The organism is Streptomyces sp. NPDC031497 (assembly GCF_055580905.1).
Genome location: NZ_JBVIKO010000002.1, coordinates 355,337 through 377,906, shown reverse-complemented (window position 1 = coordinate 377,906; position 22,570 = coordinate 355,337). Strand labels below are relative to the sequence as shown.

The 22,570-nt window shown below is 71.1% G+C and carries 20 protein-coding genes and 2 tRNA genes; 17 read left to right on the top strand and 5 right to left on the bottom strand.

Going from position 1 to position 22,570, the window contains the following annotated elements; all coding sequences use genetic code 11:
* The first annotated feature begins 40 nt into the window (after positions 1–40).
* The 12 genes from ACZ5K7_RS04995 (at position 41) to ACZ5K7_RS04940 (ending at position 11,207) form a co-directional block, all read left to right on the top strand.
* Positions 41–973 (top strand): hypothetical protein, encoded by a 933-nt coding sequence (locus ACZ5K7_RS04995; RefSeq protein WP_468910500.1) that lies wholly within the window; start codon positions 41–43, stop codon positions 971–973.
* A 95-nt stretch (positions 974–1,068) separates the two neighbouring features.
* Positions 1,069–1,824 carry a GntR family transcriptional regulator gene (locus tag ACZ5K7_RS04990; RefSeq protein ID WP_468910497.1) on the top strand — a complete coding sequence of 252 codons (756 nt, stop codon included), beginning with the start codon at positions 1,069–1,071 and terminating at the stop codon, positions 1,822–1,824.
* Between the two features lie 131 nt (positions 1,825–1,955).
* Positions 1,956–3,080, top strand: coding sequence for a TIGR03364 family FAD-dependent oxidoreductase (locus tag ACZ5K7_RS04985; RefSeq protein ID WP_468910494.1), 1,125 nt, complete (start codon positions 1,956–1,958; stop codon positions 3,078–3,080).
* A 5-nt stretch (positions 3,081–3,085) separates the two neighbouring features.
* A complete protein-coding gene (locus tag ACZ5K7_RS04980; RefSeq protein WP_468910491.1) occupies positions 3,086–3,769 on the top strand; it encodes a phosphonatase-like hydrolase in 684 nt (227 codons plus the stop codon).
* Entirely contained in the window at positions 3,766–4,827 is a 1,062-nt protein-coding gene (locus ACZ5K7_RS04975; protein WP_468910488.1) for an ABC transporter ATP-binding protein, read from the top strand. Before ACZ5K7_RS04980 ends, ACZ5K7_RS04975 begins: the two co-directional genes overlap by 4 nt.
* Positions 4,790–5,683, top strand: a complete 894-nt coding sequence (locus ACZ5K7_RS04970) for a 2-aminoethylphosphonate ABC transporter permease subunit (RefSeq protein WP_468910485.1) — start codon at positions 4,790–4,792, stop codon at positions 5,681–5,683. The genes ACZ5K7_RS04975 and ACZ5K7_RS04970 overlap by 38 nt, the downstream gene beginning before the upstream one ends.
* The gene (locus tag ACZ5K7_RS04965; protein WP_351700987.1) at positions 5,670–6,467 is read left to right on the top strand and encodes an ABC transporter permease; all 798 of its coding nucleotides are present in this window, start codon (positions 5,670–5,672) and stop codon (positions 6,465–6,467) included. The genes ACZ5K7_RS04970 and ACZ5K7_RS04965 overlap by 14 nt, the downstream gene beginning before the upstream one ends.
* A gap of 46 nt (positions 6,468–6,513) precedes the next feature.
* Positions 6,514–7,569 (top strand): 2-aminoethylphosphonate ABC transporter substrate-binding protein, encoded by a 1,056-nt coding sequence (locus ACZ5K7_RS04960; protein WP_468910482.1) that lies wholly within the window; start codon positions 6,514–6,516, stop codon positions 7,567–7,569.
* Positions 7,570–7,692: 123 nt separating this feature from the next.
* Positions 7,693–8,472, top strand: a complete 780-nt coding sequence (locus ACZ5K7_RS04955; RefSeq protein WP_351700981.1) for an HAD-IIA family hydrolase — start codon at positions 7,693–7,695, stop codon at positions 8,470–8,472.
* A gap of 128 nt (positions 8,473–8,600) precedes the next feature.
* On the top strand, positions 8,601–9,167 hold the full coding sequence (locus tag ACZ5K7_RS04950) for a hypothetical protein (protein WP_468910478.1): 567 nt from the start codon (positions 8,601–8,603) through the stop codon (positions 9,165–9,167).
* 15 nt (positions 9,168–9,182) lie between these two features.
* Entirely contained in the window at positions 9,183–9,854 is a 672-nt protein-coding gene (locus ACZ5K7_RS04945) for a class F sortase (RefSeq protein ID WP_468910475.1), read from the top strand.
* A 327-nt stretch (positions 9,855–10,181) separates the two neighbouring features.
* Complete coding sequence (locus ACZ5K7_RS04940) at positions 10,182–11,207, top strand: glycoside hydrolase family 6 protein (protein ID WP_468910473.1); 1,026 nt, start codon at positions 10,182–10,184, stop codon at positions 11,205–11,207.
* Between the two features lie 146 nt (positions 11,208–11,353).
* Here ACZ5K7_RS04940 and glxA read toward each other — a convergent pair whose 3' ends face one another.
* From glxA to ACZ5K7_RS04925, 3 genes are all read right to left on the bottom strand, one after another.
* Positions 11,354–13,291: a radical copper oxidase GlxA gene (glxA, locus tag ACZ5K7_RS04935; protein ID WP_468910471.1), complete on the bottom strand. Its 1,938-nt coding sequence runs from the start codon at positions 13,289–13,291 to the stop codon at positions 11,354–11,356.
* Entirely contained in the window at positions 13,288–15,267 is a 1,980-nt protein-coding gene (locus ACZ5K7_RS04930) for a glycosyltransferase family 2 protein (protein WP_468910468.1), read from the bottom strand. The genes glxA and ACZ5K7_RS04930 overlap by 4 nt, the downstream gene beginning before the upstream one ends.
* A 461-nt stretch (positions 15,268–15,728) precedes the next feature.
* Positions 15,729–15,802, bottom strand: a tRNA-Lys gene (locus ACZ5K7_RS04925).
* 186 nt (positions 15,803–15,988) lie between these two features.
* Here ACZ5K7_RS04925 and ACZ5K7_RS04920 point away from each other — a divergent pair.
* The 5 genes from ACZ5K7_RS04920 (at position 15,989) to ACZ5K7_RS04900 (ending at position 21,532) form a co-directional block, all read left to right on the top strand.
* Complete coding sequence (locus ACZ5K7_RS04920) at positions 15,989–17,290, top strand: peptidoglycan-binding protein (protein WP_468910465.1); 1,302 nt, start codon at positions 15,989–15,991, stop codon at positions 17,288–17,290.
* A gap of 48 nt (positions 17,291–17,338) precedes the next feature.
* Entirely contained in the window at positions 17,339–18,469 is a 1,131-nt protein-coding gene (locus ACZ5K7_RS04915; protein WP_351700962.1) for an SPFH domain-containing protein, read from the top strand.
* 114 nt (positions 18,470–18,583) lie between these two features.
* Entirely contained in the window at positions 18,584–19,189 is a 606-nt protein-coding gene (locus tag ACZ5K7_RS04910) for a lytic polysaccharide monooxygenase auxiliary activity family 9 protein (RefSeq protein WP_351700959.1), read from the top strand.
* A 129-nt stretch (positions 19,190–19,318) separates the two neighbouring features.
* Entirely contained in the window at positions 19,319–19,822 is a 504-nt protein-coding gene (locus ACZ5K7_RS04905; RefSeq protein WP_468910461.1) for a DUF3592 domain-containing protein, read from the top strand.
* A gap of 42 nt (positions 19,823–19,864) precedes the next feature.
* On the top strand, positions 19,865–21,532 hold the full coding sequence (locus ACZ5K7_RS04900; RefSeq protein WP_468910458.1) for a long-chain-fatty-acid--CoA ligase: 1,668 nt from the start codon (positions 19,865–19,867) through the stop codon (positions 21,530–21,532).
* A 59-nt stretch (positions 21,533–21,591) separates the two neighbouring features.
* Here the strand turns inward: ACZ5K7_RS04900 and ACZ5K7_RS04895 are convergent.
* Both ACZ5K7_RS04895 and ACZ5K7_RS04890 read right to left on the bottom strand, forming a co-directional pair.
* Positions 21,592–21,665: transfer RNA gene (locus tag ACZ5K7_RS04895), tRNA-Lys, on the bottom strand.
* 107 nt (positions 21,666–21,772) lie between these two features.
* Entirely contained in the window at positions 21,773–22,531 is a 759-nt protein-coding gene (locus tag ACZ5K7_RS04890; protein WP_351700950.1) for an IclR family transcriptional regulator, read from the bottom strand.
* Positions 22,532–22,570: the final 39 nt, after the last annotated feature.

Here is a 22,570-nt window from a genome sequence, read left to right as displayed (position 1 = left end):
GTGGCACCGGTCCGGTCCCCGCGACGCCCGGCATGATCACATGATCATGCGACTGAGCGCGTCCCTGTCCCTCTGCGTGGCCGCAGCCGCCGTTCTCGCCCCCGTGCCGTCGGCGACCGCCGCCCCCCTGTCGTCGGAGACCACCGCCCCCGCCGACGCGTCCTGCGCGGGCGCCGACGAGCAGGGCTTCCCCCTCGCCACCCGCATCCACGACGGCCCCTCGTCCTACGAGGCCGGCGGCGGTTACGGCACCTGGTACCTGGACCTCACCAACACCACCGACCGCACCTGTACCGACGTCCACCCGGTCGTCGTCCTCGTCGACGACAAACGGGCCCTCAAGCCGTCCCAGGCCGAGCTGGAGTTCTACGACGGCCCGCGCACCCGTCCGGTCCCGCTCACGGAGACCGACGAGTCCGAGCTGGTCGGCGTGTTCGACGGGGACGGCTTCCCGGGGCTCACCGTGGCGCCCGGGGCGACCGTCTCGGTGAAGGTCAGACTCGCCGTCGCCTCCGACGCCGTACCGAACGCGGTCACGGCCAACGCGGCCGTCGTACAGCGGCGGGGGTCGGACGGCGACTGGGTGGGGGAGTCGGACGACTACCGCTTCGGCATCGGCGGCGAACCGCCCCCCGCGAGCGCCGCCCCCGCCGTCCCCTCCATCGGCGCGGAGGTCGGCCCGGGGATCTCGCCGGGGGCCTCGCCGGGGGCCTCCGCGGGGGCCGACCCGGATCCCAGCCCCGGCACCAGCCCCGGCGCCAGCCCGGGGGCGACCCCCGAAACCACCCCTGAGGGCCCCGCCCCCTCCCCGGACAGCGCCCTGCCGTTCACCGAGGCGGCCGAGGAGGCCGGCGAGCGCGCCCGTGAACTGGCCGGCACCGGCCTCGGCCTGGCCCACGGGCTGCTCGCGGCCGCCGTCGCCCTGCTCGCCGTAGGCGGCAGCGTGTTCCTGCTGGCCCGCAGACGGCGGTGAGCGGTGTCCCACGACCCTGCCCGACGACCCCTGCCCCGACCCCCGCCCGACGCCCCCTGCCCGACGGCGAAGGCGCCGTCTGCGAACATCCCTGCGTGGACTACCCGAACGACCAGGCCCCCGGCGCCCCCGTCCGCTCCGGCATCCCGGAGCACGGCCGCATCCCGAAGTACTACGCGGTGAAGGCGCGGATCGACCATCTCGTCGGCGATCTGGGGGAGGGCAACGTCATCCCCACCGAGCGCGATCTCTCGGAGGAGTACGGCGTCGCCCGCGAGACCGTCCGGCAGGCGCTGCGCGAACTGGTGCTGGAGGGCAAGCTGCGCCGGCAGGGCCGCGGCACGGTCGTCGCCGGGCCCAAGCTGGCGCAGCCGCTCTCCCTCGCCAGCTACACCGAAGGCGTACGACGCCAGGGGCGCACCCCCGGCCGTAGCCTGGTCACCCTCGACCGCTTCCCGTGCCCGGCCGCCCTCGCCGACGAGACCGGCCTCGAACGCGGCGAGCCCGTCTGGCACCTGGAGCGCGTGCTGCTCGCCGACGACGAGCGGGTCGGCCTGGAGAGCACCTATGTCGCCGTGGCCCGGGTCCCGCGCCTCGACACCGACTTCCACCCCGACTCCTCCTTCTACGGCTATCTGCACGAGAAGGGCATCGCCTTCGGGGACGCCGACGAGCGCATCGAGACCGTGCTGGCCACCCCGCGCGAGGCCCTCCTCATCGGCACCCCGCCGGCGCTGCCGATGCTGCTGATCCACCGGGTGTCACGGGACACGGAGGGGCGGCCGCTGGAGCGGGTGCGGTCGCTGTACCGGGGGGACCGGTTCTCGTTCACGGCCCATCTGCGCGGCTGAAAAACACCGATTCCGACCACTTTCGAGTATCACGAAAAGATAACGGGTCTAGCCCAAACGTGATGACCAGTTCACGCTCTCGTTGTCAGCCGGTCCATTCCGGTTCCCCAGTCGCGAGGAGCGTGGCGGTCGTGAGAGTGACAGTCGTCGGAGCAGGCGTGGTGGGCACCATGCACGCCTGGCAAGCAGTGGAACGCGGCCACGAGGTCGTGCAGATCGAGCGCGAGGCCGAGGCCCGCGGCGCCTCGCTGCGCAACTTCGGGCAGATCTGGGTGAGCGGGCGCGCGGGCGGGGAGGAGCTCGAAACCGCCCTGCGGGCCCGGGAGCTGTGGGAGGAGATCGGCGGCCGGGTGCCCGCGCTCGGCTTCCGCGCCAACGGGTCGCTGACCCCGGTGCGCGGCGCGCACGAAGTCGCCGTCGCCGAGGCCGCCGTGGCCCGCGCGGACGCGGCCGCCCGTGGCCACAAGCTGCTCACGCCCGCCGAGGCCCGCGCCCTGAACCCCGCGCTGCGCGGCGCCTTCGACGCCGCCCTCTACTGCGAACGGGACGCGGCCGTCGAGCCCCGCACCGCCCAGCTCGCCCTCCGCGCCGAGCTGCTCAAGTCCCCGAACTACACCTTCCTGCCGGGCCGCGAGGTCCGCGAGGTGACCGGCCCCGGGACGGTCCGCGACGACCACGGCGACGTCCACCACGCCGACGCCGTCGTCCTGTGCACCGGCGCCTGGCTCGGCGGCCTGGTCCGCGAGCTGGCCGGCCCCGATCTGCCGGTGCGCCGGGTCCGGCTCCAGATGATGCAGACCGATCCGCTCGGCGAACCCCTGCCCACCTCGGTCGCCGACGCCGACAGCTTCCGCTACTACCCGGCCTACGCCTCCCCGGCCCTGGACGCCTTCAACGCCGACCGGCCGCAGCCGGAGACGGCGGCCGTGCACCGTATGCAGCTGCTCATGGTGCAGCGCGCCGACGGTGGGCTGACCATCGGCGACACCCACGAGTACGAGCACCCCTTCGCCTTCGACACCGTCGAGGAGCCCTACGAGCACCTCACCGGCGTCGTCGAGTCGCTCCTCGGCCGGCCGCTGCCGCGCATCCGGCACCGCTGGGCCGGCGTGTACGCGCAGTGCACCGACACCACCCGGGTCGTGCACCGGCAGGAGCTGGCCGACGGGGTGTGGCTGGTCACCGGGCCCGGCGGGCGCGGCATGACCTGCTCGCCCGCGATAGCCGAGACAACCGCGAACGAACTGGGCTGGTGAGAGAGATGACCGACAGGGCTGAGACGACTCACGACATCCGACTCGTCGTGCTGGACATGGCCGGCACGACCGTCGCGGACGGCGGGCTCGTCGAGCAGGCGTTCACGGCGGCCGCCCGCCATCTGGGCGCGGACCCCGACCGGATGATCGACTACGTCCGCGCCACCATGGGCGAGTCCAAGATCTCCGTCTTCCGGCACCTGTTCGGGGAGGAGGCCAAGGCCCAGGAGGCCAACCGGGCCTTCGAGGCGGCCTACGCCGAACTCGTCGACGGCGGCAGGGTGCACGCCCTGCCCGGCGGCCGCGAGACCATCGAGAAGCTCCAGGCGGACGGCCGTACCGTCGTCCTCACCACCGGGTTCGCCCGCGCCACCCAGGACGCGATCCTCGCCGCCCTCGGCTGGCAGGGCCTGGTGCCGCTCACCCTGTGCCCCGCCGACGCCGGGGGCCGGGGGCGGCCGTACCCCGACATGGTCCTCACCGCGCTGCTGCGCACGGCCGCCGCGGACGACGTCCGTCAGGTCGCCGTCGCCGGCGACACCTCCTACGACATGCTCACCGGCGTCCGCGCCGGCGCGGACCTGGTCGCCGGGGTGCTGACCGGCGCACACGACGCGGACGCGCTGCGGGCGGCCGGCGCGACCCATGTGCTGGACTCGGTCGCGGACCTGCCGGGAGTGCTCGGATGACCAGCGGCATCCGCTTCGACTCGGTGAGCGTCGCCTACGACGGGAACGTCGACAGTTTCGCCCTCGAATCGCTCGACCTCACCGTCGCTCCCGGCGAGGTGATGGCCCTGCTCGGGCCGTCCGGCTCCGGCAAGACCACCGCGCTGCGGGCGGTCGCCGGGTTCGTACGGCCCGTCTCCGGACGGGTGTTCCTCGGCGACCGGGACGTCACCGACCTGCCGCCGTACCGGCGGGGGATCGGGATGGTCGTGCAGCAGTACGCGCTCTTCCCGCACCTGCGGGTCGCCGACAACGTGGCCTTCGGCCTCAAGGCCCGCAGGACGCCCAAGGGCGAGGTCCGCGAACGGGTCGCCGAGGCGCTGGAGATGACCGGGATGGCGGCGTACGCGCGCCGCTATCCGCGGGAGCTGTCCGGCGGCCAGCAGCAGCGGGTCGCCATCGCGCGGGCGCTGGCCATCCGGCCGGAGGTGCTGCTCCTCGACGAGCCGCTGTCGGCGCTCGACGCGCAGCTCCGCTCCGGGATGCTCGCGGAGCTGGGCCGACTGCACCGTGAGTTGCCGGACGTGTCCATCCTGTACGTCACTCATGACCAGGTCGAGGCGTTGACGCTGGCTGACCGGATCGCGGTGATGGACAGGGCGCGGCTGCGGGCGTGCGGGACGCCGGCAGAGCTCTATCGGGCGCCCGCCGACGAGTTCACGGCGTCCTTCGTGGGCGGGGCGAATCTGCTGCCGGTGACCGTGGGGGCGGGAGGTGCCGACTTCGCGGGGGTCGCGGTGAAGGTGGATACGGCGGGGGCCGTCTCCGGGGCTCGGGCCACCCTGTGCGTGCGGCCGCATCTGGTGGCGCTGGGGCAGGGGCCCAATCAGCTCACCGGTGTCGTGAAGGAGATCCAGTGGCGGGGGGCCACGCATCGCTTGTACGTCGAGGTGGGTGGACATGCGGTGATGGCTGATCTGCGGGAGTTGAAAGATCCGCCCGGGTTCGGGGATTCCGTGAGTCTGCATTTCGCGCCGGAGGATGCGGTGTTGCTGCCGGCGGGGGTTGGCCGTGACTGATGTCGTGCCTCGGGTGCGGGCCGGTGGGGGCTTGTCGCGCCCACGCGGCGGTAGCCGCAAATCGAGTACAGCCCCGCGCCCCTTCGGGTGGGCCGTGCTGCCGCCGGTTGCATTGCTCGCCCTCTTCTTCCTCTATCCGCTCGCCCTCGTCGTCCAGCAGTCCGTGCACCCGGACACGGGCGGTACTTCCTTCCAGGCGTACGCCGATGTGTTCGCCTCCGAGTCGTTCCGTAACGCTCTCTGGACCACCGTCTGGATCGCCGTCTCCTCCACCGTCGGGTGCCTGGTCCTCGGCTTCGTGCTCGCCCTCGTGATCGCCTTCGTCCCCTTTCCCGGGGCCAGAGCCGTCGCCCGGTTCATCGACGTCTACCTCTCCTTTCCCTCCTTCCTCATCACCCTCGCCCTGCTGTTCATCTACGGCACGACCGGGATCATCGGGTCCTTCCAGTTCCTGACCACCCCCTGGGGGGTGCTGCTGGTCGAGGTCACCTACTTCACGCCGTTCGTGATGCGGCCGTTGCTCGCCGCGTTCTCGCAGCTCGACACCGCGCAGCTGGAGGCGGCGTCGAGCCTGGGGGCCCGGGCGCCGCGGATCGTGCGGCAGGTGATCCTTCCCGAGGCGCTGCCCGCGCTCGCGGCCGGCGGGAGCCTGGTGCTGGTGCTGTGTCTCAACGAGTTCGGGATCGTGCTGTTCACCGGCGCCAAGGGGGTCACCACCCTCCCGATGCTCGTCTACAGCAAGGCGATCCTGGAGTCCGACTACCCGGGCGCCTGTGTCGTCGCCGTCGTCAACGTCCTGATCTCCGTGGGCCTCTACGGCCTCTACCGGGTGGTGAGCCGTCGTGCTGGTGCATAGCCGCAAGGCCAGGTGGGCGGTGTGGGCGGTGTTCCTCGTCCTCTTCCTGCCGCTCTTCGCCCTCCCCCTGCTCGTCGTCCTCGGCGCCTCCTTCGCCACCCACTGGTCCGGCGCCCTGCCCTCGGGGCTGACCACCGGCAACTTCCGTTCCGCCACCCGCGGTGACGCCCTCCAGGCGCTCACCACCAGCCTCGTCACCGCCGTCACCGCGAGTCTGCTCGCGCTCGCCGTCGGCACCTGGGCCGCGCTCGCCGCCCATGCCCTCGGCAGGCGCCGCAAGGCCCTGGTCGACGCCCTGTTCGTGCTGCCGGTCGCCGTGCCGTCGGTGGTGGTCGGGCTGGCGCTGCTGGTGGCCTTCTCCAAGCCGCCGATGCTGCTCAACGGCACCCGGTGGATCGTGATCCTCGCCCACACCGTGCTGGTGACCGCCTTCGCCTACCAGTCGGTGTCGGCCGCCGTCACCCGTCTCGACCCGGCGTACGAACAGGCCGCCGCCTCCCTCGGCGCCCGGCCGGCCTACGTGCTCTGGCGGGTACGGCTGCCCCTGCTGCTGCCTTCCCTGACCGCCGCCGCGGGCCTCTGCTTCGCCCTGTCCATGGGCGAGCTGAGCGCCACGATGATGCTCTATCCGCCCGACTGGACCCCGCTTCCCGTCCTGATCTACTCGGCCACCGACCGCGGCGCCCTGTTCGCCGGCTCCGCCCTGGCGGTGGTCCTCATGGCGGCGACCCTGATCGCCCTGTTCGCCGTCTCCCGCGTGCGCAACCGAGCTTCGTACCGCTGATCGCACTGATCCAGAACCCTCACCGACGCAAGGAGTTGGCCTCGCCATGCCCAGAAACACGCTCAAGATCGCCGTAGTCGTCTCCCTCCTCGCCACCCCGCTGCTCTCCGCCTGCGGCGGCTCCTCGGCCGCCGCCGACGAGAAGGCCGTCACCGTCTATAGCGCCGACGGTCTCAAGGGCGAGAACAACGACGGCTGGTACGACAAGGTCTTCGCCGACTTCCAGAAGCAGACCGGCATCAAGGTCAAGTACGTCGAGGGCGGCTCCGGCGAGGTGGTGCAGCGCGCCCTGCGGGAGAAGAGCAACACGCAGGCCGACGTCCTGGTCACCCTCCCGCCCTTCGTCCAGCAGGCCGACAGCAAGGGCCTGCTCCAGAAGTACCGGCCGAAGGACTCCGAGCAGGTCAGCGGCGCCGACAAGGCCGCCGACGGCACCTGGACCTCGGTCGTCGACAACTACTTCGGCTTCGTCTACAACAAGAAGGAGCTGAAGCAGGCCCCGACCACCTGGGAGGAGCTGCTGGACAGCTCGTACAAGAACAAGCTCCAGTACTCCACGCCCGGTGTCGCCGGTGACGCAACCGCCGTACTGATCAAGGCGATCCACGACTTCGGCGGCGAGCAGCAGGCGCTGGACTACCTGAAGAAGCTGCAGGCCAACAACGTCGGCCCGTCCGCCTCCACCGGCAAGCTCGCCCCCAAGGTGGACAAGGGCGAACTGCTGGTCGCCAACGGCGACGTGCAGATGAACTACGCCCAGTCCAAGACCATGCCCGACCTCGGCATCTGGTTCCCGGCCGCCCAGGGCGGCAAGCCCACCACCTTCGCGCTGCCCTACGCGGCCGGGCTGCTCACGGGCGCCCCGCACACCGAGAACGGCAAGAAGCTCCTCGACTTCATGCTCGCGCGCAGGCAGCAGCAGGAGGTCAGCTCGGTCGGCGGCGGCTTCAGCGCCCGTACCGACGTCAAGGCCGTCGACGCCAACGCCGTAGCGCTGACCAAGCTGATGGACGGCGTCGACGTCTTCTCGCCGGACTGGAACGACATCGACAAGAACCTCACGTCGTACGTCGACGCCTGGAAGTCCGCCACCGGCAGCTGAGCCGGACGGGGTCGTGTGCACACAGTCCTGACTAGGCTGGGGGCGTCGGTACGCCGTGGTTCCGGCGCCCCCGGCTCACGCATGACCGCATGTACGCCATCCGCACGCCAGGAGACGCACCACATGGCAGACCGCAAGCCCATCGAGTCATGGCTCACCGACATGGACGGGGTTCTCATCCACGAGGGCGTCCCGATCCCCGGAGCGGACGCCTTCCTGAAGAAGTTGCGGGACTCCGAGAAGCCCTTCCTGGTCCTCACCAACAACTCCATCTACACCGCCCGTGACCTGCACGCACGGCTGCGCCGGATGGGCCTGGACGTGCCGGTGGACAACATCTGGACCTCGGCCCTGGCCACCGCCCAGTTCCTGGACGACCAGCGGCCCGGCGGCAGCGCCTACGTCATCGGCGAGGCAGGCCTGACCACCGCGCTGCACGACATCGGGTACATCCTCACCGACCACGAACCCGACTTCGTGATCCTCGGCGAGACCCGCACCTACTCCTTCGAGGCGCTCACCAAGGCGGTGCGCCTGATCAACGGCGGCGCCCGGTTCATCGCCACCAACCCCGACAACGTCGGCCCGTCCGTCGAGGGCGACCTGCCCGCGACCGGCTCGGTCGCCGCGCTGATCACCGCCGCGACCGGCAAGGAGCCGTACTTCGTCGGCAAGCCCAACCCGCTGATGATGCGGGCGGGGCTGAACGCGATCGGCGGCCACTCGGAGACCTCCGCGATGATCGGCGACCGGATGGACACCGACGTCCTCGCCGGCCTGGAGGCCGGGATGCGCACCTTCCTGGTGCTGTCCGGCGTCACCCAGCCGGACGACGTCGACCGCTACCCGTTCCGCCCCTCCCAGGTCGTGGACTCGATCGCGGACCTCGTCGACCGGATCTGAACCGCGGACCTCCGCGTCCGAGCGGTCGGGCACCAAACCTGATCTCACTCGTACGGAGCAACAAGGCGCCCCCCGAGGATGCGGGGGCGCCGGGTGCGGGGGAGCCTCCAGATATCTGGAGGTTCACGATGGGCTCACTTCGCCTCACTCTCTGTACCGGACTGCTGGCCTGCGCCGCCGGCCTCTCCCCGACGGCCGCCCACGCGGCGGACGGCCAGGGGGTCACCGTGACTCCGGCCTCCCCGGCCCCGGGCTCGGTCGTGGCGCTGCGGGTGAGCGGTTGCTCCGGTACGACCGGCGCCGCCTCCTCGGCGGCCTTCGTCTCGGACGCCCGCGTCAGCGGCTACGACGGCACCCTGACCGGCGAGAGCCAGGTCCGCTCCACGATCGGCGCCGGCACCTACGACGTGAAGGTCACCTGCGCCGGAGCCGTCGTCAGCGGCAGCGTCACCGTCGTAGGACAGTCGCCGCTCGCGCGGTCGGGGGCCGGGCAGCCGGACGGACCCGGCGCCCTGGCCGCCACGCCGGTCGCGCCCGTGCACGCGGGCGGTGGCGGTACCGCCCCGCTCGCCTCGGTCGAGCCCCGCTCGACCGGTCCCGACACCGCGCAGGCGGTCACCGGTCTCGTCCTCGCCGGACTCGCCGCGGCCGCCGTCGGGCTGCTGGGTGCCCGGCGAAGCCGCGGCTCACGCTGAGGAGACAGCACGACGATGTCCGACGACGAAACCGAACGATCCGCCGGCACCGGGCGGCTGCTGACCGGCGTGGCCTGGGCGATCCTGCTGCTCGGGCTGTGGCTGTGGGGCCGCGGGGTGACCGAGGTGCCCGACGGCATATCCGGCCCCACCACGGGTGACGTGGCCGCCGTCGGCCGCCCCGCCGGAGCCGAACTCCCGCCCGCCGCCAAGCCGTTGGGCTCGGCCCCGCCCGAGCGCATCGACATCCCGGACCTGGGCGTGCAGGCCCCCGTGGTCGCCCGCGGCCTCGACGACAAGGGCGGGATCGACCCACCGTCCTTCGACCAGCCCGGTGTGGTCGGCTGGTACGGCTCCGGGACCGAACCGGGAGCCGCCGGCACCGCGATCCTGGTCGGACACGTCGACACCGAGACCCGGCCCGCGGTCTTCTACAAGATCAGCGCCCTGCGCCCCGGCGAGACGATCCGCGTGGTCCGCGCCGACGGCACGGTCGCCGAGTTCACCATCGACGACGTACAGGTCCTGCCCCGCGACCACTTCGACGCCCAACAGGCCTACGGCCCCCGCGCGTCGGGCCGCGCCGAACTCCGGCTGATCACCTGCGGCGGCACCTTCGACCGGACCACCCACAGCTATACGGCGAACGTGGTCGTCTCCGCGTACCTCACCGGAACTGCCGTGTAGAAGCCGTACCGGACTCACCTGGCCCGGTCGACGGTCCGCTCCCCTGAGACCGCCGGCCGGGCCGGTCCTCGACCGCGCGCGCTCGGGCTGCGGGAGTAACCCGGCGGCGGGCGCGGGAGGCTGGGAAGGCACGGCCGGGGGCCGGACCGCCCGCAAGCGACTCTAGAGGGGAACCCGCGCCCGGGCCTAGGTTCGCGCTCGCCCGGCCTCCTCCGCGCCGTCGCCCCGGGCTGTAACAGCTCACCGACAAGACCGGGCGATCTCGTGGTGAGTGCGGTGGGTATGTCACGATTGGGGCCTGGCCAAGTGCACCCAGGGGGGAATTGGATGTACGACAGCAGGGGGGCCCGGCCGCCGGCCTGGACGTGGGCACTGGGAGCGGCACTGCTGCTCGCCGGCTGCTCCTCGGGTGGGGGCGGCGACGACCGGCCGGACACCGCGGATCCGGGCGCCGCGATCACCCAACAGCCCGGACGGACGGACCCGTTCTGGGTGAACCCCGACTCCAACGCGGCCCGCCAGGTGAAGGCCTACGCGAAGGCCGGCAAGGACACCGACGCCGAGCAGATCCGCAAGATAGCGCAGCAGCCGACCGGTGAGTGGATCGGCCCGGAGAACCCGGAGCAGGAGGCGCGCGGTTTCACCGAGGCCGCGCGGAAGTCCGACCGTACGGCCCTGCTGGTCCTCTACAACATCCCGCACCGCGACTGCGGCCAGTACAGCCAGGGCGGCGCGGCCGACGGCGACGCGTACCGGGCATGGATCGACGGGGTCGCCCGGGGCATCCAGGACCGCCCCGCCACGGTGATCCTGGAACCGGACGCCGTACTGCACCTCGTCGACGGCTGCACCCAGGCCCGGTTCGCCGAGGAACGCTACGACCTGCTGCGCGACGCGATCACCAAGCTCAGGTCCCTGAAGAACACGAAGGTCTACCTGGACGCCGGGAACGCCGGCTGGGGCCACCCCGACCAGATCTACCAGCCCCTCCGAGAGGCGGGCGTCACCGAGGCGGACGGCTTCGCGGTCAACGTCTCCAACTTCTACTCCACCCAGGACTCCATCACCTACGGCAAGCAGCTCTCGGAGAAGGTGGGCGACAAACACTTCGTCATCGACACCAGCAGAAACGGCAACGGCCCGTACGAGGGCGGGGATCCGCAGGAGCGATGGTGCAACCCGCCGGGCCGGGCCCTGGGGGAGACGCCGACGAAGAAGACGGCGGACGCCCTGGTGGACGCCTACCTGTGGGTCAAGCGCCCGGGCGAATCGGACGGCACCTGCAAGGGCGGCCCCCAGGCTGGGAATTGGTGGCCGACCTACGCCCTCGGTCTTGCTGCCGCCTCCAAATGACCTGCCGGTCTTCGCCATGACGGTGCCGGCCCCCGACGCAAGCGTCGGGGGCCGGCACCGTCAGAGAGGGGGAGGCGGCAAAAGAGCAAGGGGCGCGGGGAACTGCGCGACCAGCCCCCACGCTCCCGCACTTGACGACGGACCGATCACGGCACTTTCACCCACCGAGCCTCACTCGGCGTCCCCTGATCGTCGTCCACGAACACCATGTACCACCCCGACGGCACCAGGTTCCGGTTCTTCGGTACCGTCACCGTGATCCGGTTCCCGGACGTCCTGAAGTCCAGCGCGACCGAACGCTGGTCCACGTCCGTGACATGCGTGGTCGCACTCGGCCGGATCAACCGCACCTTCTTGATGGTCGAGGCGTGCTGGGACGTGAACGTCCCCGACCCGCCCCGGGCGATGGTCCCCGGCCCGCCGCTCAGGGACGGCCGTGAGTCCCGGTAGAGATACGGCGGTGTGTAGATCTCGATCCGCTGCTCGAAGACCCCCGGCTTGGTGTTGGCCTTGTCCGCGTACAGCGGGTTGGACCCGAAGAACATGACCCGGCCGTCCGGCAACAGGATGGAGCCGGAGTGGTAGTTCCGCCCCACCAGCGGATCGGCCACCCTCTTGAAGGAGTTCGTGGCGGTGTCGTAGATCCGCGCCTGCCGGATGTCGGAGTCGCCGCGCCCCCGGTAGTCCTCGGAGCCGCCCGACACCAGTACGGAGTCGTCCGGCAGTACCGAGATCTGCGGATAGCGCGTCCCCTTCTCCAGCGTGGGCCCGTCCACGAACTTCGGCTCGGTGTCCTTCAGGTCGATGAGCCGGGTCTTGTTCGTCGACAGCTTGGACTCGCCGACCCCGCCGCCCCCGACCACCATGTACTTCTCGTCCTGCGCCGGAGGCAGCAGCACGGTCCCGGACGTCTCCAGTACGTTCGGGTCGCTGAGGCCGGGCAGCTTGGTGAACCGGTTGGTGTCGACGTCCCAGATCCCGGGGTCGCGGCCCACGTCGTCCGGCCCGTACCCGGCGTTGGAGCCCGAGTAGAAGAGCTTGCCGTTCTGCAGGAGGAACAGCGCCGGATAGGTCGGGAACTGGCGCTTGTACTTGGTGTACGTCCATTTCTTCGTCGCCGGGTCGAAGACCTCGTTCTTGCCCGGCACCAGCTGCCCGATGTCGTCGAGCCCGGAGACGCTGAGGACCTTGCCGTCCGACAGCGTGGTGAGCGTCGGATACCAGCGGGCCTCGTTCATCGGGTCGACCTTGATGTACTTCTCGGCGACCGGATCGAATTCGTAGGCGTTCTTGATGCCTTCGAAGTCGCGCTTGTCCATGCCGAGTTTGTTGGCGATGCCGTAGGTGTTGCGGGCGTCGGCGCCGGTCAGTCCCTCGATGCTGTAGTTGTCCTGGGTGCCGGTCTCGTACCGGGTGCCCTCCTTCGGGGCCTCGACGACGACCCGCGCGTAACCGGGGTTGTTCCGCAGGAACGTGCCGGTCTTCTTGTCGAAGACCTTGGTCGCGCGCGGGATCAGCACCGAGTCGTCGGAGAGGAACGTCCTGCCGTTCCCCTTGCCGGTGAACCGGGTGCCCTTGGGCAGGGTCATCGGCTTGTCGGGGTTCTCGTTGTAGAGGATCATGACGCCGCCGGCCTTCTTGACGTCACCCTTGAGCTTCTCGTACTGCTTGGTGCCGCCGGCGATCAGGATGTTGCCGTCGGCGAGCTGGGTGTGCCCGGTGCAGAACAGGTCGGCCGGGGTGGGCACCTTCTTGACGGTGCCCTTGACCGGGTCCCAGATCCGGCTGTCGTAGATCTTGGCGTCGAAGTTGTCCTGGTTGTTGCCCGAGCCCGCGACCAGCAGCACCTTTCCGGTGTGCAGGAGTACCGCGTGGATGGTGTCCTGGCGGTACTCCTTCGGGAACTCGATGACGTCCCAGTGGCCGTTCTCGGCCTTGTACTCGGGTCTGTTGATCTTGTACTGGTGGTATTCCTCGGTCCCGAAGCGGTACACCCACGGCCCGTTCATCCCGGCCAGGACGAGAACCACCGCCGTGCCGATCGCGAGACGACGAGCCCGGCGGCCGCCGGCACTGTCGTTCATTCCTTACGTCCCCCCAGCCCGCCGAGCGCGATCCGCATGGTCTCCTCCGGGTTCCCGCCGCTGCCCGCGGGCGCCCAGCTGGGCCGCTGCTGCGGGGCGTGCGCCGCGCGGGTGTATCCGGGCGGCACCGCGTCCTCCGGCTCGGCGGCGGCCGCGGGCGTCCTGCTCTCCTTGCGCAGCTGGTACTGCCAGGCGAAGATCGGGGCCGCTGTGATGAGCAGCGCCAGCGTCGCCCAGGTGAGCATCGCCGGGTGCGAGTGGCCGCCGACGAAGCCGGCGGCGAGCGAGCCGCCGAAGACCAGGATGAAGAACCAGTGGATCCGGAAGGTGCCGAACAGCGTGTCCGGGCTGGCCGACTCGCCCTTGGGCGTGACCACGAACCTGCTCTTGCGGCGCAGCACGGCGTCCATCAGCGAGCGGGCGTAGATCGGCGCGGACAGCGCCGACATCACCATCCCGGCCACCCCGCCGGAGCCCTCCGGTTCGTGCGGGGAGACGTTGTGCCGCCGGTTCCAGATGTACAGGCCGATCTGGAGCGCGGAGGCGTTGCCGTAGAGCATCAGCCACACGGTGGGGTCGATGTTCACACCCGAGGCGCCCAGGCCCAGGAACAGCGCGCAGCTCAGCGCCGCGAGGATCCAGTTGAGGGCGGACATCGGGTAGAAGATGATCATCATCGTGTAGTTGAAGAACCTGCCCGGCGACAGCGTGAACAGGCCCCGCCAGTACTGCTTGAGGATCGTCTCGTAGGTCCCCCGGGACCAGCGCAGCTGCTGGGTGAAGAAGTCGGTCCAGGCGTTCGGGCCCTCGCCGACCGCGAGCACGTCCGGGGTGTACACCGAGCGCCACTTCTTCCCCGTCGCCGGGTTCCTGGTGCGGTGGATCTCGAAGCCGGTGGCCATGTCCTCGGTGATCGAGTCGTACAGGCCGCCGATCTGCTGGATCGCCCTGATGCGTACGGCGTTGGAGGTGCCGACGAACATCGGGGCGCCGTAGCGGTTGCCGGCGCGCTGGATCAGGGCGTGGAAGAGGAACTGCTGGGACTCGGCGGCCTTGGTGATGGGGTTGTCGTAGTTGCCGTACACCTGCGGGCCGATGACGAAGCCGACGTCCGGGTCACGGAAGTAACCCAGCATCCGCTCCAGGTAGTTGGGCAGCGGGACGTGGTCGGTGTCGACGGAGGCGAAGAAGTCGTACTCGTCGCCGTGCGCCTCCAGCCAGGCGTTGTAGTTGCCGTGTTTGGTCTTGGCGCGGTGCGGGCCCTTGGGCTGGTTCCACTTCGTGACGCCCTTGCGGGTGAAGTGGTGCACGCCCAGGCGCGCGCAGACCTGCTTCACCTCGGGATCGTCGCCCTCGTCGAGCAGCCAGATGTGCAGCAGGCCGCGATGGCGCAGCCGGACCGCCGCCTCCAGGGTCCGGGTGACCATGTCGAGGGGTTCCTTGCCGGGCACGAACGTGGTGATGAACGCGACCCGGGTGCCGGTCTCCGGGACCACCGGGACCGGGTCGCGGGCCACCAGGGTGGCGTGCGCGTTGGACAGCACGTTCATGCAGCGGAAGAACTCGATCAGGCCGATCGACACCAGCATCACGATGTCGAGGGCCGGCAGGAAGTCGTAGGCCGGGTAGTCGCGTTGGGTCCAGTGCTCGGGCTGCAGCAGCCAGGTCAGCAGCACCAGCGAGAGCAGCGGGGCCGCGCCCAGCATCAGGGCGGCGCGCAGCCGGTGCGGTTCCTGGGAGAGCAGTGAGCGGTACTGCACCTTGTACGGTGTGCTCGGATCGGGCTGGGTGAGGGGGCCCGCGAGCCTGCTGTAGTGCTCGTAGTCGTATCTCGGCAGTGTCTTCTTGATCCGGCGCAGGGCGCCGGTGGTGCTTCGGTGTGCGGGTACGCGGAGCTGTGTGGTCTGTGACGGGTCGTATGTCTGTGACGGGTCGTGTTCCTGCTCCTGCCGGGCGCCCGTCGGCGTCGACGTCATGAGTCATCCCCCCACACGCGCAGATCGGCGCGTGTCTGTCGGTCCCACCGCCCGGTCGGATCCCCCTCGATCAGGCCGGGCGCGTCAATGGCGGGGCACGGTCGTTCCACAGATATGGACACGGACCGTGACCGTCCGGTTGCATGATGCCCCCCTCGGCACCGATTCATGACCGGGGCCCCTCACCCCGCAGATCTGGCAACCGGTTACCTACCCCCCAAGTGCCCCGAATCATCGGCACTTTGGACATCCAGGGTTCTACGGTGCCGAGCATGATCGCAAGAGCGAAACACGGTGTTTACCGGTCATAGGTGTTCATTGTGGAACCTGTGGTGATTGTGTGGATCGACCGTGTCGGTATTTGACATAAAGGGGCGCATGATGTCGAAGTGCCCTCATGCGGCCGGTGGGGCGTACGCCAGAAGGCCCCCCGCTGCTGCGGGGGGCCTTCTGGGTGTCTGTGCGCCGCCAGGGACTCGAACCCCGGACCCGCTGATTAAGAGTCAGCTGCTCTAACCAACTGAGCTAGCGGCGCGTGCTGACAGCGAGAACTCTACCCGACGGAGGGCGGTGCTCCCGACCGGCGGCCATCAGGGGGACCCCTGGCCAACCCCTGCTGTACATCATTCGGACCGTCAGCATGCGCACCGGGATGACAGTTGGGAAACTGATCAATGTGCACAGTCCCGGACATATCCACCCGAAGTGTGAGGGGAATCGCATGCCGGCCCCGGTATTCGAGGAATTCGACCCCGCGAACGACTGCGAATGCCCCGGCTGCCTCCATTGGCGGCGGGTCGGCCCGTACCCGCTGCCCGGGCGTTTCGGCGGGCACCCGGCCGCCCGGGGCGTCCTGGTCGTGGCCGCCGCCGCGTCCGCCGCCCTCGCCGCGAGCGCCCCGACGGCCGCCGCCCACAGCACCCCGCCCGCCCCTCACCGGCCCGCAGTCCCCGCGGACGGCGAGCCCGACACCCCGCAGGGCGCCAAGTCCCCCCTGCACGGCCCCGGCGGCAAGCCCGTCCACGGCCCGGTCACCACGCCCCCCATCACCCGTACGGAGATCATCAACCGGGCGAAGATCTGGGTCGCCGCCAAGGTGCCGTACAGCATGTCCCTCTACTGGACCGACGGATACCGGCAGGACTGCTCCGGCTATGTCTCGATGGCCTGGGGCCTGACCGGGAACGAGTGGACGGGCAGCCTCGACCAGTTCGGCACGAAGATCACCAAGGCGGAGCTCCAGCCCGGCGACATCCTGCTCTTCCACAACCCGGACAACCCCGAGAAGGGCTCGCACGTCGTGATCTTCGGCGGCTGGACGGACTACACGCAGACCGCGTACACGGCGTACGAGCAGACACCCCCGCACGCCCGCCGCCAGTCCACGCCCTACGCCTACTGGAGCAACTCCGCCAAGTACGTCCCTTACCGCTACAAGGGCCTGATCGCCGACCCGGGCGCGGCCGGCGCCCAGGCCGGGAGGACGGCGGTGCCGTTCCCCGGCGCGGCCTACTTCGGTCCCGGCGCCGACAACAAGTACGTCACCCTGCTAGGCCGGCTGCTGATCGCCCGGGGCGGCGCCGGTCACTACCCGAAGGGCGCGGGCCCGGTCTGGGGCGCCTCGGACCAGCGGGCCACCCGGGCCTTCCAGCTCGCCCAGGGCTGGACCGGCGCCGCCGCCGACGGCCTGCCCGGCCCGCGCACCTGGGAACTCCTCGCCACCGGCAAGGGCAGGAACATCAAGCCCGCCACCACGGCCACGCCCGTCCCCGCCTCGCACGGGGTCCCGGGCTACCCCGGCAAGAACTACTTCCGTCCGGGCGCCACCAACGACTACGTCGCCCAGCTCGGCAGGCAACTGGTCAAGAGGGGCTTCGGCCGCTTCTACACCGACGGCCCGGACCCGGCCTGGGGCGAGGCCGACCGCAGGGCCGTCGAGGCGTTCCAGCGCACCCAGGGCTGGCGCGGCGGCGCGGCCGACGGCTACCCGGGGCCGGAGACCTGGCGCCGCCTGTTCCTGTAACGACCCGACGATCACGTGACGCATCTGGCGCGGAGGCTGGAGGCAGGCATGAGTACGACGACCGCACACACCCCTGAATCGGACGACCCCCTGGACGGCGGGCCGCCCACCCGTCCGGTCCCCCGGCTGATCCAGAACGAGGCCACCACCGAGATCCCCGTCCATCTGCTGTTCCGCGACGACCCCGACCCGGTGTCGGTCCCGCTGCGGCCCGCGGTGGTCGGCCGCCGGCAGGGCACCGGCGAACAGCCCCGGCTGCGCCGCCCGGTCCCGGCCAAGCCCCGTCCCGTCGCCGCCGTCGACCCCGACCTGGTGGAGCGCCCCGCCCGGGTGCTGCCCGGCGCGGCCGGGGTGGCCGCCGGGCTGGGCGGGATGGCCGGGGGGCTCGCCACCTCCTGGTGGGCCGGCGTGCTGCCCCCGCTCGCGGTGCACGCGCTGCGCCTTCCGGCGTACGCGGGCGCGGGGCTCGGCCCGGCGCAGTGGGCCGCGTACGCCGGAGCCGGCGCGCTCGGCCTGTTCGGCTTCGCCGGGCTCGCGCGCGGGGCGACCGGACGGGCCTGGGTGCTCGGCCTGTTCGGGCGCTACCGGGGGACGGTACGGCGCACCGGCCTGCTCTGGGTCAACCCGCTGCTGCTGCGCCGCCGCGTCGACGTCCGGCTGCGGCACTGGCGCAGCGAGGAGATGCCGGCGGCGGACGGCAACGGGGTGGCGCTGCGGGTCGTCGTCCTGGTGGTGTGGCGGATGCGGGACACCGCGCGGGCGGTGCTCGGTGTCGACGACCACGAGACGTATCTGCGCGAGTGCGTGGAGGCCGCGCTGGCCCGGGTGCCGGTGGAGGTGCCGGGCCGGATGCGGGGCTCGGTGGAGATGGCCACCGACGCGCTGACCCGGCTGGTGGCGACGGACGCGGCCGGGATCGGCCTGGAGGTGTTCTCCGTGCAACCGGTCCGGGTGGAGTACGCCCCGGAGGTCGCCGCGGCCATGCACCGCCGCCGGATCGCCGCGCTCGACGCCCAGCAGCGGGCCGGGATGCTCGCCTCCGTCGTGGACTCCGTCGAGGACACGGTGACCCGGCTGACCGTGCGCGGCCTGGTCGAACTCGACGACTACGAGCGCAAGGTACTGGTACGGGACCTGACGGTGGCGTTCTGCTCGGGGCGCTCCGACTCCGCACCCTGACGGGAGGTGATGGGTCGTTGATATGGACACAGTCAACTGATGGCAATAATCTGGGACTTGGTCTAGACCTGCACGGCTCACAGAACCTCCCCCACGTTCTCCAGGAGCGGCAGCATGCGTAAACGGACCAAGATCTCGGCCGTCGTGCTCGGTGTGGCGACCGCCGGAGCCTTCGCGCTCTCCACCGGCGGCGCCAGCGGGCACGGCTACACCGACCTCCCCATCAGCAGGCAGAAGCTCTGCGCCAACGGCACCGTGACCAACTGCGGCGACATCCAGTACGAGCCGCAGAGCGTCGAGGGCCCCAAGGGCTTCCCGGCGGCCGGTCCCGCCGACGGCCAGATCTGCAACGGCGGGGTGAGCCGGTTCGCCCAGCTCAGTTCGCCGACCAAACCGTCGGGCGGCGCCTGGCCGACGACCAAGGTGACCGGCGGTCAGTCGTACACCTTCCGCTGGCAGTTCACGGCGATGCACGCCACGACCGACTTCAAGTACTACGTCACCAAGCAGGGCTGGAACCAGAACCACGCCCTCGCCCGTTCGGACCTCAACACCACCCCCTTCCTCACCGTCCCCTACAACGGCCAGCGCCCGCCGGCCACCCTCAGTCACAGCGGCACCCTGCCGACGGGGCTGAGCGGTCACCACGTGATCGTGGCGGTCTGGACGATCGCCGACACGGCCAACGCGTTCTACGCCTGCTCAGACGTCACGTTCTGACCGGCGTCGTTCGACGACTGGGTAACATCCGGCTGATCTGAGCTTCGCTTGAGGACCTGCGGCAGGTCGCAGGGGTACGTTCCCGCCACATCGGTCAGTCGGACCGGTGTTCGGAACCGGGGGACTGCCATGGACCTGCTGCAAGCGTTCTTCTATGTCATTCCCGGCATCTTCGTCGTCGGCGGGGTGTACGGGGTGATCAGAACGGTGAGGCGGTCACGCCAGATCAGCCGGACGTGGCGGCACGGCCGTACGGCCGAGGCGCGCTGTCTGCGGTCGTACACGACGACCAGCGGCGGCATGGGGGACACGGCCGTGACGACGACGCTGCACCATGTGTACGAGTTCACGACGCCCGAGGGGCGGACCGTCCGCATCAACGAGAGCAGCGGGCGGTCCACCGTCGTCGAGGGTGACTTCGTCACGGTGTACTACCTGCCGGGGAACCCGGAGGGGGCCACGGCGCGGCCGCCCGCGCAGGGGAAGCTGACCGTGGAGACCGGGTGTCTCCTGGTGTTCCTCCTGGTGTTCATCGGGTTCGCGGTGGCCTTCATGATCGGGGCGCACTTCGCCTTCACGGTGGGCGGGACGGACCCGGACCCGGTGCCGGGGGGCGTGGACTGGACTCCGTGAACACCTCGATATCTGACGGAGCGTCAATTACGCTGCATCTCCATGGACTCCGGCAGGAGCACGATCGCTGAAGCCGTCGCCGCCCGATGGGGTGACCACCGGCCGGGACTGTGGTTCGAGGAGCAGGTGCTGACGCATCACGAGGTGGCCGGCGGTGCCGCCGCCCGTGCGGCGCTGCTGAGGGATCTGCTGCCGCCCGGTGCCGTGCCCCACGTGGGCGTGCTGCTCGACAACACCCCCGAGTTCCCGCTCTGGCTGGGGGCCGCCGCGCTCGCCGGGGCGGCCGTCGCCGGGGTCAATCCGACCCGGCGTGGGGCCGAGCTCGCGCGGGACATCCGGCACACCGAGTGCCCGGTCCTCGTCACCGAGCGGGCTCACCTGCCTCTCCTCGCCGGGCTCGACCTGCCCGGAGTACAGCTGCTCGTCACCGACGATCCGGCCTACGGCGCGCTGCTCGCGCCCTATCTCGGCGCCTTCCCGGACGCCTCGCGCGCCGTCCCCGGCGACCGGATCCTGCTCTACTTCACCTCCGGTTCCACCGGCGCCCCCAAGGCCGCCCTCTGCTCCCAGGGCAGACTCGCGGCGGCCGGCCGGTCGCTCGCCGGACAGTTCGGGGTCGGGCCCGACGACGTGCACTACATCTGCATGCCGATGTTCCACGGCAACGCGGTGATCGCCGACTGGGCACCCGCGCTGACGGCGGGGGCCGGGGTGGCACTGCGGCGGCGGTTCTCGGCGTCGGGGTTCCTGGCGGACGTCCGGCGCTACCGGGCGACCTACTTCACCTACGTCGGCCGTGCGGTGCAGTACATCCTCGCCACCGAGCCGTGCGCCCACGACCGTGACCATCCACTGCGCCTCGGCTTCGGCACGGAGGCCGGCGCGGTGGACGCGGCCGCCTTCGAGGAGCGGTTCGGGGTGCGGCTGGTCGAGGGGTACGGGTCGTCGGAGGGCGGGGCCGCGATCCAGTGGTCGCCGGGGACGCCCGACGGGGCGGTGGGGCGGGCGGCGCCCGGTCTCGTCGTACTCGACCAGGAGACGGGGGCGGAGTGCCCGGCCGCGGTCTTCGACTCGGGGGGCCGGCTGCTCAACGGTGAGCAGGCGATAGGGGAGCTGGTGAACCGGGCGCCGAACCCCTTCGAGGGGTACTGGCGCAACCCGGAGGCGGAGGCCGAGCGGCGCCGGGCGGGCTGGTACTGGACCGGGGATCTCTTCTACCGGGACGGGGACGGCTATCTGTACTTCGCGGGCCGTACCGACGACCGGATCCGGGTGGACGGGGAGAACCTGGCCGCCGCGGTGATCGAGAACATCGTGGCGCGGTACGAGGGCGCGGACGCCGTCGCCGTGTACGGGGTGCCGGACCCGGTGACCGGGGACCAGGTGATGGCGACCGTCGCCGGGCGGTTCGAGCCGTTGGACTTCGCCGAGTTCCTGCTGGCCCAGCCCGACCTGGGGACGAAGATGGCGCCCCGGTTCGTGCGGGTGGTGGAGCGGATGCCGGTGACGGCGACCAACAAGATCCAGCGGGCCGCGCTGCGCAGGGAAGGGGTGCGATGCGCCGACCCGGTGTGGTGGCGGCCGCCGGGCGAGCAGACCTACCGCAGACTGACCGCCGAGGACGCCGAAGGGCCCCTCGTGTCCACGAGGGGCCCTTCGGGGGGTGTGGGTGGCGGAGCCCCCACCGCGCGCGGCGCAGCCGCGCAATAAAGACAGAGAGGGCGAGCAACGTCCGCGCTTTCCGCGGACAAGGCTCGCCCTCGTCATCGTGCGCCGCCAGGGACTCGAACCCCGGACCCGCTGATTAAGAGTCAGCTGCTCTAACCAACTGAGCTAGCGGCGCATGACTCCCGCCGAACCGTCCGATCTCTGTCTCGCGGCTGGCGACGAAGAAAATACTACCTGGTCCGCGGGGGTGCTTCCGACCGGCCCCGGAGGGAAGCCGCCGGCTCAGATGGCGAGGGAGAGCAGCAGTGGGGCCGCGCTGCGGTTCAGGGCGTCGGCGGCCTGGCGGAGCCGGTGCGCGTGCTCGACCGGCAGGGACAGGGCCAGGCAGCCCACCGACGAGCCGGCGGTGATCGGCACCGCCGCGCACACCGTGCCGATCGCGTACTCCTGGAGGTCCAGGACCGGCACCGTCGGCGGCTGCGCCTCAAGGCGGGAGAGCAGCAGCTTGTCGCTGGTGATGGTGCGCGAGGTGAGGCGGGCCATCTTGTGCCGGGAGAGATGGTCGCGGCGGCCGTTGTGGTCGAGCTGGGTGAGCAGGCTCTTGCCGATCGCGGTGGCGTGCGCGGAGGACCGGAAGTCCACCCACTCGTTGACCGCGGGGGTGCCCGGGCCGGCCGCGTACGGGCCGATCCGCACCTCGCCGTCGACGTACCGGCTGAGGTAGACCGCCGCGCCGACCGAGTCGCGCAGCCGGTCGAGGACCAGCTGGAGCTGCTCGCCGAGGGCGCGCTCCCGGTCGTGCGCGGAGCCGAGGCGGCGCAGGGTCTCGCCGGTGACGTAGGCGCCGTCGGTGACCTGCTCGACATAGCCCTCGCGGCGCAGCATGCGCAGCAGCGTGGTCAGCCGCTCGGGTTCGAGGCCGGTCCGGCGGGCCAGTTCGGTGTCGGTGACGCCGTCGGCGTGCCCCGCCACCGTCTCCAGGACGCGCAGCGCGTCCTGGGCGGAGTGGTACGGGGCGGTCGGCTCGTGCTTCAGCGCCACGGTGAATCCCCCTGCGCTCGCTCGGCGACGCTGCCTTCG